The 14,612-nt window shown below is 56.8% G+C and carries 15 protein-coding genes; 13 read left to right on the forward strand and 2 right to left on the reverse strand.

The annotated features are described in order from the left end of the window. The first annotated feature begins 251 nt into the window (after window positions 1-251). The 7 genes from NQT62_RS14985 to NQT62_RS15015 all read left to right on the forward strand — a co-directional run bounded on the left by NQT62_RS14985 (window position 252) and on the right by NQT62_RS15015 (window position 5,472). Window positions 252-596, forward strand: a complete 345-nt coding sequence (locus tag NQT62_RS14985) for a flagellar protein FlaG (RefSeq protein ID WP_256765557.1) — start codon at window positions 252-254, stop codon at window positions 594-596. 23 nt (window positions 597-619) lie between these two features. Beyond that, a complete protein-coding gene (gene fliD, locus NQT62_RS14990) occupies window positions 620-2,263 on the forward strand; it encodes a flagellar filament capping protein FliD (RefSeq protein ID WP_256765558.1) in 1,644 nt (547 codons plus the stop codon). 101 nt (window positions 2,264-2,364) lie between these two features. Continuing rightward, window positions 2,365-2,760 (forward strand): flagellar export chaperone FliS, encoded by a 396-nt coding sequence (gene fliS / locus NQT62_RS14995; protein ID WP_256765559.1) that lies wholly within the window; start codon window positions 2,365-2,367, stop codon window positions 2,758-2,760. A 23-nt stretch (window positions 2,761-2,783) separates the two neighbouring features. Then, the gene (locus NQT62_RS15000) at window positions 2,784-3,131 is read left to right on the forward strand and encodes a flagellar protein FliT (RefSeq protein WP_256765560.1); all 348 of its coding nucleotides are present in this window, start codon (window positions 2,784-2,786) and stop codon (window positions 3,129-3,131) included. A 28-nt stretch (window positions 3,132-3,159) separates the two neighbouring features. Beyond that, window positions 3,160-4,452 (forward strand): flagellar hook-length control protein FliK, encoded by a 1,293-nt coding sequence (gene fliK / locus NQT62_RS15005; protein ID WP_256765561.1) that lies wholly within the window; start codon window positions 3,160-3,162, stop codon window positions 4,450-4,452. Next, on the forward strand, window positions 4,445-4,729 hold the full coding sequence (locus tag NQT62_RS15010) for an EscU/YscU/HrcU family type III secretion system export apparatus switch protein (RefSeq protein WP_256765562.1): 285 nt from the start codon (window positions 4,445-4,447) through the stop codon (window positions 4,727-4,729). The genes fliK and NQT62_RS15010 overlap by 8 nt, the downstream gene beginning before the upstream one ends. After that, window positions 4,726-5,472 carry a flagellar brake protein gene (locus tag NQT62_RS15015; protein WP_256765563.1) on the forward strand — a complete coding sequence of 249 codons (747 nt, stop codon included), beginning with the start codon at window positions 4,726-4,728 and terminating at the stop codon, window positions 5,470-5,472. The genes NQT62_RS15010 and NQT62_RS15015 overlap by 4 nt, the downstream gene beginning before the upstream one ends. A gap of 3 nt (window positions 5,473-5,475) precedes the next feature. Here the strand turns inward: NQT62_RS15015 and NQT62_RS15020 are convergent, their stop codons facing one another. Together NQT62_RS15020 and fliE are read right to left on the reverse strand one after the other, a co-directional pair. Continuing rightward, entirely contained in the window at window positions 5,476-7,014 is a 1,539-nt protein-coding gene (locus NQT62_RS15020) for a helicase HerA-like domain-containing protein (protein ID WP_256765564.1), read from the reverse strand. 89 nt (window positions 7,015-7,103) lie between these two features. Continuing rightward, complete coding sequence (gene fliE / locus NQT62_RS15025; RefSeq protein WP_256765565.1) at window positions 7,104-7,460, reverse strand: flagellar hook-basal body complex protein FliE; 357 nt, start codon at window positions 7,458-7,460, stop codon at window positions 7,104-7,106. 223 nt (window positions 7,461-7,683) lie between these two features. Here fliE and fliF point away from each other — a divergent pair, with 223 nt between their 5' ends. Genes fliF through NQT62_RS15055 form a run of 6 tightly spaced genes read left to right on the forward strand, consistent with a single transcriptional unit; the run spans window position 7,684 to window position 14,541 of the window. Next, window positions 7,684-9,411, forward strand: coding sequence for a flagellar basal-body MS-ring/collar protein FliF (gene fliF, locus NQT62_RS15030; protein WP_256765566.1), 1,728 nt, complete (start codon window positions 7,684-7,686; stop codon window positions 9,409-9,411). Window positions 9,412-9,433: 22 nt separating this feature from the next. Next, window positions 9,434-10,435, forward strand: a complete 1,002-nt coding sequence (gene fliG / locus NQT62_RS15035; RefSeq protein WP_256765567.1) for a flagellar motor switch protein FliG — start codon at window positions 9,434-9,436, stop codon at window positions 10,433-10,435. Beyond that, complete coding sequence (locus NQT62_RS15040) at window positions 10,422-11,165, forward strand: FliH/SctL family protein (RefSeq protein WP_256765568.1); 744 nt, start codon at window positions 10,422-10,424, stop codon at window positions 11,163-11,165. The genes fliG and NQT62_RS15040 overlap by 14 nt, the downstream gene beginning before the upstream one ends. A gap of 27 nt (window positions 11,166-11,192) precedes the next feature. Beyond that, window positions 11,193-12,599: a flagellar protein export ATPase FliI gene (gene fliI / locus NQT62_RS15045; RefSeq protein WP_256765569.1), complete on the forward strand. Its 1,407-nt coding sequence runs from the start codon at window positions 11,193-11,195 to the stop codon at window positions 12,597-12,599. Beyond that, entirely contained in the window at window positions 12,596-13,048 is a 453-nt protein-coding gene (gene fliJ / locus NQT62_RS15050) for a flagellar export protein FliJ (protein ID WP_256765570.1), read from the forward strand. The genes fliI and fliJ overlap by 4 nt, the downstream gene beginning before the upstream one ends. Further along, on the forward strand, window positions 13,045-14,541 hold the full coding sequence (locus NQT62_RS15055; protein WP_256765571.1) for a flagellar hook-length control protein FliK: 1,497 nt from the start codon (window positions 13,045-13,047) through the stop codon (window positions 14,539-14,541). Before fliJ ends, NQT62_RS15055 begins: the two co-directional genes overlap by 4 nt. The last annotated feature ends 71 nt before the right edge of the window (window positions 14,542-14,612 follow it).

Raw genomic sequence — 14,612 nt, forward strand, 5'->3', positions numbered from 1 at the left:
TACCATCGACTTAATCCGGTTCTGGTTTTTTTGAACATCGATCCGGATTAAGTTAAACCCATTTTCTACCTCCAGGACGACAATATTTCGAATTGCAGCGTCACTTAATCCACCACACTGTCAAATACATCGATGTTTTCTGCGAAAACATCGATTTCTAAACCCGCTTACGCTAAAGAAACGGGGAAAAGCTGCCGTTAATTGAGTCATGGCTAACACGACATTCCTCTTAGACTCCAGAGGTGGCGACAATGAAAATTTCCAATTCCAATGACCTGGCTGCTGCCCTGCCCCGTGCGCAGGACACCGCCAAACCCAACAGCGATCCACCCGCGATCCAGAAATCCATCATGGGTGATGCCGCCGTGCTTACACCGGGTGAGGTGGTGGAAATTGTTCAGAAAGCCAATGCCGCACTGCAGAGCAGCCAGTCGAACCTGAAGTTCATGGTGGACCCTGACAGCGGCGAACAGATTGTGCAAGTGGTGGACAAGGAAACCGAGGAAGTGCTGCGGCAAATCCCCTCGGTGGAGATGCTGAAAATCGCCAAGGCGATTGAAAAAATGCAGGGTGTGTTGATGTCGACACAGGCATGAATACCCTGAACAGGAGTTAGGCAATGGCAGCGATATCATCGGCAGGCGTCGGTTCGGGTTTGGACATTGAGGGCATCATCAGCCAACTGATGGCGGCAGAACGAAAGCCGCTGGCCACCATCAGTGAGCAGAAAACCCAGATCAACACCAAGATTTCGATCTACGGCATCATCAAAAACTCATTTGCCGACCTGCAAACCGCAACCCAAAAGCTGACCAGCTTGAGCACGCTCAACCCAATGAAAGCCACCTCCGCATTGGACACAGCGGTGGGTGCATCGGCCAGCTCGACAGCCGCCAAAGGCACCTACAACCTGGAAGTCAGCCAGCTTGCGAAAGCGCAAAGCGTGGCGGTGCCTGCGGTGGCCTCCGCCGACACCGTGGTGGGCACTGGTTCGCTGACCATTACACTGGGCAATTACAACTCCGGCACGAACACCTTCACAGCCAATGCAGCCAAAACACCGGTGACGATCAACATCGGCGCCGGACAGCAAACCTTGAGCGGCATCAAACAGGCCATCAACGATGCCGGTGCGGGTGTAACCGCCTCCATCATCAACGATGGCACTGGTTCACGATTGGTATTGACCAGCACGGACACCGGCGCAGACCTGGGTTTCAAACTGGGTGTGACGGATGCGGATGGCAACAACACCGACACCAGTGGTTTGTCTCAAATTGCGTACGACCCCACAGCCACGGCTGGTGCGGGTAAAAACGCGGCCACACTGCAATTGGCCCAAAACGCCAACTTCACCATCAACGGACTGGCGGTGACCAAATCCAGCAACACCGTGAGCGATGCCATTGATGGCGTTACCCTGAACCTGAAAGCCGTGACCACCAGCCCAGTGGCCGTCACTGTGGGTCTCGATGACACCGCGCTGAAAAGCACGCTGGACGGTTTCGTTGCGGCGTACAACAAAATTCGCGGAAACCTCAAAGACCAGCAACAGAAAGACGCCACCCTGTCCAAGGAAACCACACCATCGTCGCTGGAGCGCGGACTGCGCAACATTCTGCGCGACACCGTGTCGGCTTATGGATTAAGCCTGAGCGATGTGGGTTTGAGCTTTGACAACACCGGTGTGTTGTCCCTGAACAAAACCAAGCTGGACAGCGCGATGGCCGCCGACTCATCCGTGCTGCAAAAACTGTTCTCCAATACCGGTGTAGCCACCGATGCGCGGGTGAAGTACATGGGTGGCACGTCCAAAACCCTGGAAGGAACCTATGCCATCAACATCACCACGGCAGGTGGTAGTGGCACCAACATTGCCGGCACCATCGGCGGGGTTGCGGGTACAGGTTTGGACACCATTCTGACTGGCGCTACTGGCACCAATGCAGAGGGCTTGCAAGTGTCTGTCACGGCGGGCACGTCCGGCGCGCTGGGCACCATCACCTACAGCAAAGGCCTGGCCAGTCGCCTCAGTGAATGGATCGACAGCCTGAATGCAGAAGGTGGTGCACTCGTGTCCAGAACGGACGGATTGAATGCCCAGGTTAAACGCCTGGACAAGCAGACCGACAACCTCAACACTCGACTGGACATGGTGGAGAAGCGCTACCGGGCCCAATTCAGTGCCCTGGACACGATGCTGTCCAGCATGCAGCGGACCAGTTCATATCTGTCTCAGCAGTTGGCGGCGTTGTCCAAGTAAAAAGCGCTGAACAGTGGTGTAAAACCCCTGTTTTTAAGCGCTTGAAAAGGCGGACGGATCGGTACCATGTGTAATAGACAAACAACCGGGTGATTGTTCCCATGATGTACGGCGCAAAAGCTTATGCACAGGTCGGTCTTGAGACAGGCATCAACAGTGCCTCGCCGCACGGACTGATCGTGATGCTTTACGATGGCGCCATTGAAGCCATTCGGAAAGCGCGCATTTATCTCGAGATGAACGATATCGAGATGAAAGTTAAATCCATCGACAAAGCCCTGCGCATCGTCAAGGACGGACTGACAGCCTCGCTCGACATTGAGGCTGGCGGTGCCCTGGGTGAACAACTCCTGGCCCTCTACGACTACATTGGCAAAGAACTGGTTCTGGCCAATGTGCAAAACAACCCCGAACGTCTGGATACCTGCATGAACCTGCTCAACGATTTGCGCAGCGCATGGCTGGAAATCGGATCCACAGCAACCCTCGAAAAATAACGATAGACAAGGACTGGACGACCATGATGCTGAACAAGGAACACAACGCTGCTGTCATGCGACTGTACGCAGCCATTGCCAACCAAAGCCAGGCCATGCTGAATGCGGCCAAGGAAGGGGATTGGGATGGACTGTGCGCGGCCGAAGAGCATTGTTCGCGTTTGATCCATGAACTGCAAACCATCAAAGAGATCAAGGCTGTTGAACTGGACGACCACGAACGTACCCAGCACATTGGTTACTTGAAAAAAATCCTCGCCGACGATGCCGCCATACGCAACATCACCGAGCCTCGTCTGCGTCAACTCGAGGAGTTTCTGCGCGCGGCCAGCAATAGCCAACGCCTGAGCAACTCCTACGGGTCCAACTGAATCCCGATAGGCCGGGAGGCTGCGTTCCATGTCATTGACACCACTGCGCAGCCAGACCCCGGCCACCCTCAACTCCGTCCTTCAGGCCAACCCGGGCGACCGGGTCAGTGCCGACAAAGGCGAGGTTGCACCGATTGTGGCGGTGTTGTCACGCCAGCTTCCACTACCCCAGGCACAACAACTGGCCGGTCAAACAGCACTGGTCCGTGTACTCAAGGGTGGCCCAGGCAACCAGGCCGAGCTTGAATTCGACGGTCAAAACCTGTCGGTCAAACTGCCGCCAGGCCGTCAACTCACTGCGGGCGAAATGGTCACGGTGGCCTTCGCACTGAATGACAAGCTCGACGGATTGGGGGCCAACCCGACTGGAAACCGCAAGGTTCAGGATGTTCGCAACACGCCGGTGCCGCTCATCAGCACCAGCGATTCCGCCGAGGACGAGGGCCAACAATCGCCGAGTTTCGTGGACCGCCTGTCAGGCGGTGCCCGGCTGATTGGCCTTTTGGAGCGATTGGGGCAACATCAGCCCACCACGGTGTCCACCCAAGTGATGAAAAGCCTTCAGCAACTGGGCGCCATGGTTCAGGACAGACTGGCGACAGCGGCTGCACAAACCGGGCAGACCAGCGCTGAAACCGGGATGTTGGCTGGCAAGGATGGCGCAAAAACTGCGTCCCCAGCCTTGCCCCCCACCGTCAACTCCAACACGCCACAACCCCTTCAAAAAACCGATGTTGCCAGGCTTGCACTGAACCCTGGCTTAACCCATGTGCTGGCCCAACAAGTCAGCGAGGCCGTGGAAAACAGTGGTCTGTTTTACGAAAGCCACTTGCAGCAATGGGTGATGGGCCAACGCAGCGTGGATCAATTGGCTCAAGAGCCGCAAGCACGATTTGGTGCCGAGCAAATCATTGGTGACAAGGGCTTGAATCCAGCCTCGGTTGAACAATCCGCACGCTTGGTCAACGCGCAACTGGCCACACTCGACCAAACCCGCATTGTGCTCAACTTGCCGGGTTTACTGGGCAATCAACTACAGGTTGAGATCGAACCAGACCAGCACCAAGCCGACGACCCTTCAGACCACGAAACAGCGGGCGTGCGCCCCTGGGTTGCCAGACTGAAGCTGGACATGGCACATTTGGGTGTGCTGCATGTTCGCGTGCGTATGGTAGGGTCGCAATGTGATGTCACGATTGAAGGATCTTCCGCCAGCAAACAAGCCATGGACCCCCATTGGGGCGAATTCCAGCAAGCCATGTCGCAACAGGGCTTGAAGCTGAACCACGGGCAGTTCATCGCGGAGCAAACACATGGTTGATAAAGACAAATTGACGCCACAACAAGCCGTTGCCCTGGCTTACCTTGAACATTCCGGCGCACCCAAAGTGGTGGCCAAGGGCAAAGGGTTGGTGGCTGAGCAAATTATTCAAAAAGCCAAAGAGTCGGGTGTGTTTGTTCATGAAAGCCGTGAGCTGGTGTCGCTGCTCATGAACATCGATCTGGATCAACAAATTCCCCCTGGCCTGTATCAAGCAATCGCCGAATTGCTGGCTTGGGTTTATCAAATTGAACAACGTGAACAGAGGGTTTCATGAGCCATTCGATTTCCATCCAACCCGAATTTGATCCTGCGCTGCTCGACGAGTTTGCCTTGGGCTCTGAGCCCATGGTTCGAAAACTGCTGCACACCATGCTGGACGATGAGCATGAACTGTATGTTTTTCTCAAAGGCACAGGGGTTCATTTCGTCACTGAAATTCTCGAACTGGACTGGGAGCGGGGCCTGCTGTGGCTGGGAACCCCTTATGACAAAGAACTGGCGCAGGGCTGCAATGTGTACTGCGAATTTACCATCGTCAGTTTTCCGGACGGTGTGAAAGTTCAATTCAGTGGGACCGGTATGGTGCCGGATACTTTTGAAGCAGCGGCTGCCTTGCGGATTGCCATGCCCACGAGCCTGGTGCGCTTGCAACGCCGCAATTATTTTCGGGTGGTGGCCGACACAGAACTGAATCGCCAGGTTCGCTTGAGTGTGCCAGGTTTGCAAACCCTGCACGGGCTTCTGGACATCAGCCTGGCCGGTGTGGGCATGCTGGTTGGCAAACAACCCGACCTGGAGTCTGGCCATGTGTTCAGGAACGCGCAGCTCACACTGCCCGATGGTGAAGGCTCCATGCTGGTTAACCTTGAGGTTCGCAACATCAAGCCCCAGGTGGATGAGCCAGAGCAATTACAAGTGGGTTGCGAGATGACCTTGCTGGAACGGGGCGCAGAACGCCGGCTTCAACGTTTCCTGTTGGCCACCGAGCGTCGGCAGCGTTCTGCACAACATGCCTGAGGCTTAACGGCGTCGAGATCCACCGCCCAGCATCGACCCCAAAATGCCGCGCACGATTTCCCGACCCACTTGCGAACCAATGGCCCGGGCTGCGCTTTTGGCCATGCTTTCAGCCACGCTTTGTCGTTGACGGCCATTGCTTCCGGCGGTTTTTCCAAACAACAAATCGCCCAATCCACCAAAACTGCCACCGCCATCGCCAGCGGTGGTTTGGGGTTGAGGCGTGCTGGCAGTTACAGGCTCATCACGTGAGCCCGCTTTGTTGACTGCACGGTCCCGCAATCGCTCAAAAGCAGATTCACGGTCAACCGCCTGTTCGTACACGCCTGCCACCATCGATTCGGCAATCAAGGTCTTGCACTGGTCCGGCGTGGCTGGGCCAAACTGGCTGGCCGGCGGGTATATCCAGGCGCGGCGGGTGGGGCTGGGTGTACCCTTCGCATCCAGAAAGGACACCAAGGCCTCACCCACACCCAGCTCGGTGATGGCACTTTCAATGTTCAGCCCGGCGTTGGGCCGCATGGTTTCGGCCGCCACCTTCACCGCTTTTTGGTCGCGCGGCGTGAATGCACGCAAGGCATGTTGCACCCGGTTGCCCAACTGGCCCAACACCGTTTCAGGCACATCCAATGGGTTTTGGGTCACAAAGTAAACACCCACGCCTTTGGAGCGGATCAAACGCACCACCTGCTCCACCTTTTCAATCAAGGGTTTGGGTGCGTCATTGAACAACAGGTGCGCTTCATCAAAGAAAAACACCATCTTGGGTTTGTCCACATCGCCCACCTCGGGCAGGTTCTCAAACAATTCCGACAACAGCCACAGCAAGAAGGTGCCATACAGCTTGGGTGCATTCATGAGCTGGTTGGCCGCCAGAATATTGATCACACCCCTACCCTGCCCGTCGGTTTGCATCATGTCGGCAATGTTCAACATGGGCTCACCAAAAAACTGGTCTGCGCCCTGGCTTTCCAGACTCAGCAGGCCTCGCTGAATGGCGCCAATGGATGCAGCGGAAATATTGCCGTACTGCGTGGTGAAGTCCTTGGCGTTGTCACCCACAAATTGCAACATGGCGCGCAAGTCCTTCAAGTCCAGCAAAGCCAGGCCATTGTCATCGGCAATTTTGAACACCAGGTTCAACACGCCTTCCTGCGTGTCGTTCAAATTGAGCAAACGGCCCAGCAACAATGGGCCCAAGTCGGTCACCGTGGCCCGCACCGGGTGCCCCTGTTTGCCCAACACATCCCACAAGGTGACCGGAAAGCCTGTGAACTCCGGCACCGCCATGCCATTGGCACTCAGCCGATCCAACAATTTGGGGGATGATTTGCCCGGTTGCGACAGGCCTGTGAGGTCGCCCTTCACATCGGCCATGAAGACGGGCACACCAATTCGGGAAAACGCTTCGGACATGACCTGCAGGGTCACGGTTTTTCCCGTGCCAGTGGCCCCGGTGATCAAACCATGCCGATTGGCCAATGCCGGCAGCAAGCACAGTTCGGAAGTGGAATCTTTTGCTACGGGAAGGGGGGAAATCATGGACAGTGGCTCCAGTCGTTGAACGCACGGCAAGGGGAAAACGTTCAACGATTGTGCCACAGCCCGGGAATACAAGACCGGGCTGTTATTTAGACCGGCATGTTCATGATGTCGTTGTAAGCCTGAACAATCTTGTTGCGGGCCTGCACAACGCCCGTGAATTGCAGGGATGCCGTGTTCATGGCAATCACGGTTTCTTCAATGCTGACATTGGGGTCGTCCATTTGCAGCCGTTTGCTCAAATCATTGGATTTGTCTGCCGCTGAACTGGCACTCTCCAAGGCTTTGGAAATGGCATCGGCAAAGCTGCCAGCCTCCACACCCTGGGATTTGCTGGCCTTGCTGGCCTGCGTTGCGCCTTTCACAGCCTCGGACACGGCATTGCTCAGCACACCACTCAGTGCACCGCTCAGTGGGCCACCCAAGGCGCCAATCTTTTCAATCATGACGATCTCCTTCTTCACGAGCCTTATTTGTAACCGCAAGCGCTGGCAAGCCTTGCGGGAAACAGAGGCCAAAAAGCCCCCTATTTGATGTTTATTTATTGTGTCGCACCCTCAAGTTTCCGAAATGGGTGCCGTTAAGGCCGCTTTTTGTCGGATGGCCCGACAACCTGGCTCGGCACAATGGCTGTCATAGAACAACACCTTTGACCGCTTGCAGGACACCATGGCAGAAACACTGAACAGCCCAGACGTGATTGGCGCCGCTTCAACCGGCAACAACCCGATTGCCAATTTCCAGGCCCGTTTTGCGCAGCTTCCCCAGAAAAACCGCATCGCCATCCTGGCCGGCGTGCCGCTGTTGATCGCACTGCTGGTGTCGCTGATGATGTGGGCCAACCAAACCAGTTACAAAGTGCTGTTCAGTGGCCTGAATGATCAGGACGGTGGCGCCATCACCGAGGCATTGAGCCAACTGAAGGTGCCCTACCAGTTCAATTCCAGCGGTACCGCCATTCTGGTACCCGCCGACAAGGTTTACGACACCCGCCTGGCCCTGGCCAGCAAGGGCTTGCCCAAAGGTACTGTGACCGGCTTTGAAGCCATGGACAACCAGAAACTGGGTATTACCCAGTTTCAGGAACAGGTGAACTACCAGCGCGCCCTGGAAGGTGAACTGGCCCGCTCCATCCAGTCGATTTCGGCTGTTGAAAATGCGCGGGTTCACCTGGCCATTCCCAAGCCGTCCATCTTCATTCGTGAAAAGCAAAGTCCCAGCGCATCCATTGTGCTGACCCTGTACGGTGGCCGCACCCTGTCTGAATCACAAATCAGCGGCATCGTGCACCTGGTGTCGTCAAGCCTGCCCAACATGAGCCCGAAAGACGTGAGCATCGTGGACCAGACTGGCCGCCTGCTGACCGAGAATGACCAGAGCAGCACCACCGGCCTGAACCCGCATCAGCTGGCCTACCAGAACCTGGTGGAGTCCAACCTGACCAGCCGAATCATCAACATCTTGACGCCCGTGTTTGGCGCCAACAATGTGCGCGCCACCGTCACGGCTGACATGGATTTTTCCACGCAGGAACGCACGGACGAAATCTACAAGCCCAACAGCGACCCCACACAGTCGACCATCCGCAGCCAACAGTTGAGTGAATCCAAGGATGGCACAGCCACCAACCCATCCGGTGTACCAGGCACACTGTCCAATCAGCCGCCCACGCCAGCCACATCGCAAATTGGTCAAAATCCGCAACAGGGCCTGCCCAACCAGGGCAACAACACCAACAGCAGCGCACAAAATTCCAGCAGCCGGAAAGACTCCACCATCAATTACGAAGTGGACAAATCCGTTCAGTACAAAAAGGAACAAGTGGGCAAAATTGACCGCCTGTCGGCCGCGGTGGTGGTGAACTATAAAACAGTGACCGATAAGAAAGGGGAATCGCGCGACGTGCCGCTGACCCCCGACGAAGTAACCCAGATCAACACCTTGGTGAAACAGGCCATTGGCTTTGATGAAAAGCGCGGCGATGCCGTCAACGTGGTCAACCAGGCCTTCACCAAAGAAACCGTCGAAACCACCCCGCTGTGGGCACAACCCGACACCATGGACCTGGCCAAATCGCTGGGACTGCCCATCGGCGTTGCCTTGGTGGCCGCCATTCTGGTGTTCGGCCTGTTCCGCCCCATGATGAAGCCACCCGTGCTGGAACCCTACACCGAGGGCCCGGAACTGCTGCCCGGCCAAAACACCGCATTGACCGTCGGCGACCGTGGCAGCGACATGGAATTGCTGGAGCAGTTGCAGCGTGAAGGTGCCCTGCCCAACAACGGCATGAGCCGCCAGGAAAAGCTCGACAAACTCCGGAATTTGGCCAAAGAACACCCCCAGATTGTGGCCAATATTGTGAAGAACTGGGTCAACGGCGAAGCACAAAACGCCTAACCCACCAACGAGGACAAGTACCATGGCAGACAGCGAACTAGGCATACAAAAAGGCGCCATCCTCATGTTGAGTTTGGGTGAGGAAGAAGCCGCCGAGGTATTCAAATACCTGGGCCCCAAAGAGGTTCAAAAATTGGGTCAGCAAATGTCCAAGACCAAGGACGTGCCCAAGGAACGCATTGAAGAAATTGCTGGCGAAGTGGTGGAGTTGGCCCAAAGTCAAAGCGCACTGGGCCTGGATTCTGACAACTACATTCGCAGCGTGTTGACCCGCGCACTGGGTGAAGACAAAGCCGGCTTTTTGCTAGACCGCATTTTGCAGGGCAGCGACACCTCCGGCATTGAAGGCCTGAAGTGGATGGACCCAGCCACCGTGGCTGAACTCATCAAAAACGAACACCCGCAAATCATCGCGACCATTCTGGTTCACCTGGAGCGCGACTTTGCAGCCGCCATCCTGAACTTGTTTGTGGAACGCCTGCGCAGCGATGTCATTCTTCGCATTTCCACCCTGGAAGGCATCCAACCCAACGCCTTGCTGGAATTGAACGACGTGCTGTCCAAGGTGCTGGCCGGTGGCGACAAAATCAAAAAGACCACGCTGGGCGGTATTCGCGCAGCCGCTGAAATCCTTAACTTTGTGGGCACCACCTCCGAGAAGGCCGTGTTGGACACCATTCGCGAATACGACAGCGAACTGTCCCAGCGCATTCAGGACGAAATGTTCACCTTCGACAACCTGCTGGATGTGGACGACCGTGGCGTGCAGACCATTCTGCGCGATGTTCAGAGCGATACACTCGTGATTGCCCTGAAAGGCGCCGACGACTCCATTCGCGACAAAATCTTCAAGAACATGTCCTCTCGTGCGGCCGAAGCGCTCAAGGACGATCTGGAATCCCGCGGTCCGGTCCGACTCTCCGAAGTGGAAGCGGCACAAAAAGACATTCTCAAAGTAGCCCGCAAGCTTGCCGACGAAGGCCAGCTGGTGCTGGGTGGCGGAGGTGAAGATGCCTTCGTCTAACCGCATCATTCGGGGAGCTGAGGCCTCTACCTTCACTGGCTGGAACATCGACCTCTTGGGCAATCACTATGAAGGCCCCGTGGACCGCCTGCTGACTGAAATCAGTCAGGATCGACCGGCTCCCGAGCTACTCCCCAAACGGCGGGAATTGAGCGAGGAAGAAATCCGTCTGCAGAACTGGGAAATGGTGCTGCGCGAACGTGAAGCACAGTTGACTGGATTGGAAGAAGAAGCCCAACAACGAGGCTACAAACAAGGCCAACAGCAAGGCTACGCAGAGGGTTTCGAACAGGCTGAACAGGAACGTCAAACGCTCACTGCCGTGGCTGCACAAATCAACGATCAATTCGAGCAATACAAAACCCAACTGGCCGACAAACTGTTGGCCCTGGCCGTGAGCGTCAGCAAGAAAGTGCTGGCCGACACCCTGCAAGCGCACACCGACCATGCAGCCCTGCTGCTGAACCAAGTGCTGGACGGCCTGCAACTGGACGGCAAAGCCATGACTGTGCGGGCCCACCCGTCAACATTGGCGCAATTGAAACAGCACTTGGGTGAAGACCACACGCTGGGCAACGTTCGCTGGGTGGAAGACCCTCAACAATTGCCCGGTGGGCTCGTGCTGCAACATGCCGAAGGCGAAGTGGATGCCAGCATTCAGACCCGCTGGATGAAAGCCATTGAAGCCTTGGGGCTTGACACGGCATTGACACCTGCAGATCTCGATTAACCCAACGCACAGACTGAGCACCTCCACATGGCAGACCTTCTGGAATGGCTGGACGAATGCAAACACCTGGTCAACCACACCAGTGTACAAACCAACACCGGCAAACTCACCCGCGTGGCCGGTCTGGTCATGGAAGCCGTCGGGCTCAAACTGCCAGTGGGCAGCGTGTGCACCGTGGTGCAAAAAGGCACGCCCAACCTGGAAGCCGAAGTGGTGGGTTTCAATGGCGATCGCCTGTTTTTGATGCCCTCCACGGATGTACACGGCATGACACCAGGCGCCAAAGTCATTCCACTGGACCCACCCCCCATGGTTCCCAAACTGGGCACCCACGCACACCCCTGGCGCCGTCCAGAAGACAAAACCAAACACCTGCCCGTGGGCGACAGCCTGTTGGGCCGTGTGGTGGACAGCAATGGCCGCCCGCTGGACAGCCTGGGTGAACTCCAATTTGAAAAACGCTGCCCCCTGGCAGCCCGCCCCATCAACCCGCTGGAGCGCGAGCCCATTCATGAACACCTGGATGTGGGTGTGCGCGCCATCAACGCCCTGCTGACCGTGGGCCGAGGGCAACGCATTGGCCTGATGGCGGGTTCTGGCGTGGGTAAATCGGTGCTGCTGGGCATGATGGCCCGTTACACCAAGGCCGACCGCGTGGTGGTGGGCCTCATCGGTGAACGGGGTCGCGAAGTGAAGGAATTCATCGAACAGATTCTGGGCGAAGAAGGCTTGAAGCGCAGCGTGGTGATTGCTGCTCCGGCCGACGTCAGCCCACTGCTGCGCATGCAGGGTGCAGCCTACACCCAGGTGGTGGCCGAGCATTTCCGCGACCAGGGCCACAACGTGCTCATGATCATGGACTCGCTGACCCGCTATGCCATGGCCCAGCGCGAAATTGCACTGGCCATTGGCGAACCACCAGCCACCAAAGGTTATCCACCCAGTGTATTCGCCAAATTGCCCGCCCTGGTGGAGCGCGCTGGCAACGGCCGCCCGGGTGGCGGTTCCATCACGGCGTTTTACACCGTGCTCACGGAAGGCGATGACCAACAAGACCCGATTGCTGATGCAGCGCGGGCGATTTTAGACGGCCACATCGTGTTGAATCGCCAACTGGCTGAACAAGGCCACTATCCAGCCATCGACATTGAACAGTCCATTTCGCGGGCCATGCACAACATTGTGCCGCCAGAACACCTGAACGCCGCACGTCACTTGAAAGCTGCCTTTTCAAGGGTACAACGCAACCGCGACCTCATCACCGTGGGCGCCTACGCGCCAGGGGCAGACCCGCAATTGGACCAGTCTTTGGCCCTTTATCCGCAGATTGAAAAGCTGCTCCAGCAGTCAATGTTGGAGAGTGCGAGCTTTGAAGAGGCCTTGGGTGGCCTGCAAGCTTTGTTTCCCAATGAATTCAACCAGACCAGCGCATGAGCAATGTCCTGCACATCCTGATTGACCAGGCCAAGGAAAAAGCGGAGAGCTGCCTGAAAGCCATGGCCAAAACCCAGCAACTGATTGGCCAAGGCGATCAAAAACTGGCCATGCTGACCCAGTACGAAACCGATTGCCACACCGGGCTTCACAACCGTGCCAGCCAGGGCGGTATTACCGGTTTACACCTGCGCAACCAAAATGCTTTTGTGGGCAAAATCAGCCAGGCCATTGAACAACAGCGCCAGGAGCTGGCATTTTTGGCCACCACCCTGACCCACCAACAACAGCAATACCAGTTGGCCCTGCATGAGCAGCGCAAATACGAAGCCCTGGTGGCGCGCGAAAAACGCCGCGAAGCCCACAAAGAAGCCAAGCGAGATCAAAAAATGAATGATGAATATGCCGCACGCATTGCCCGGGTGCACGCTGCAGGAGAACTGTCATGACCACCGGAACATCCAGTGTGAACAACACCATGAAAGTACAAAACACAGCCGCGAAATCCACAGCCAAAACCACGGTTGACCCATCCGCAGTGGATTTCAGCAGCCTGTTTTCATCGGCCAAGCTCAATCGTTTTGAAAGCCAGATGCGCGACGCTTTGGGCAACGACACATTGAGCACAGAAACCCAGCGGAGCAACCAGGAAAAGCGCAGCAAAGCGCCCGCCACACCCGACCCCCAGGCCATGGTGTGGGCCCAGCACAGCTGGATGGCAGCACAGCAGCGGCCAGTAAGCCCAGCAACGCCGGTGAGCGAGCAGACCCGTTCCGTTGACAGCGCCACCAAGGCCAATTTGGACAACCGGCAATCCCAGGCCACTGCAGCACACCCCGCCGATGACACACCGAGCGACAGCAACAACAGCGCCACAGCACCGGCGACTACAGCCAACGAAGCCGACTCCGCTGCGTCGAACGCCACAGTGCTCACACCACAGAAAAACGCCACCGCCGACGCAACCCCGGTCAATACCACGGTGGACAAGGTAGGCAGTGCCCCACTGAATATCGCCGCGTTACCAACCGAGACGAAGCCGTCCGTTCAGGCATCGGCCACGGCTGAGGGTTTACCGCTGGTGGCCAACAACGCATCAGCCCAGGCACAGCCAACAACAAGCGCATTGAATGAGCCTGGCACCCGACAAGGATTGCGGCATGAAAACGGCTCAGCGGAATTGACACTGCCGGTGTCCATGTCCTCCGAGTTGTCGCAAGGCCGTCAAACCGCCGATGCCCGCAGCGCCGCGTCAGCAATGGACCCCACTGCCCTGGCACGCCTGCCCATTCAAGCAGCGGTGGCCGCACAAACGCAAGCAGTCAGCGCCCAAACCCAGGATCTACCCTTGGACGAGCTGTCCATCAAAGCCGGTGACAGCAAACTAACCACCACCAACCTGAACCCTGCATTGGGTAGCCTGCCTGGCCAAAGCGCTGTGGCGCGGGGTACAGCACCAGCCGTGGGTATTCGCACACCGGTGAGCCAACCTGGATTCGCCAAAGAATTGGGGCAAACCATCAACTGGGCATTGGGCAAGCAATTGTCCACGGTTGAGTTGCGTGTGAATCCGGAATCCTTTGGACCCATGAACCTGAAAATCGTCCAGAAAGGCCAGGAACTGCACATCACGATTCGTACCCAGGATGAAAGCAGCGCCAACCTCATGGCTCAGGCTGTGAGCGGCCTGAAAGAAACCATGGCTCAAAATGGACTGCAACTGAACCAGGTGACGGTGCAGCACAGCCAGGGATTTAACCTGGGTCAATCGGCTGGCGATTCGAATTCGGCCCAAACAGCCCAGCAGGGCCAACAAGGCCAACAATCGCCCGGACGTCGGTCTGGCAACCCAGCCGATGGCGAGGGCTTGTCCAACGACACCCAACAAACCAATGCATCACGCGGTAACGCCGCCCCAGGTGGGCTCGACCTCTTCGCGTGAGACACGAATAGGACACAAACTGCACGGTTATTCGCCCAATTGACTGGCCGGTCTTCTTGCCACAATGAACA

This window comes from Limnobacter humi (assembly GCF_024518835.1).
Taxonomy (GTDB): domain Bacteria; phylum Pseudomonadota; class Gammaproteobacteria; order Burkholderiales; family Burkholderiaceae_B; genus Limnobacter; species Limnobacter humi.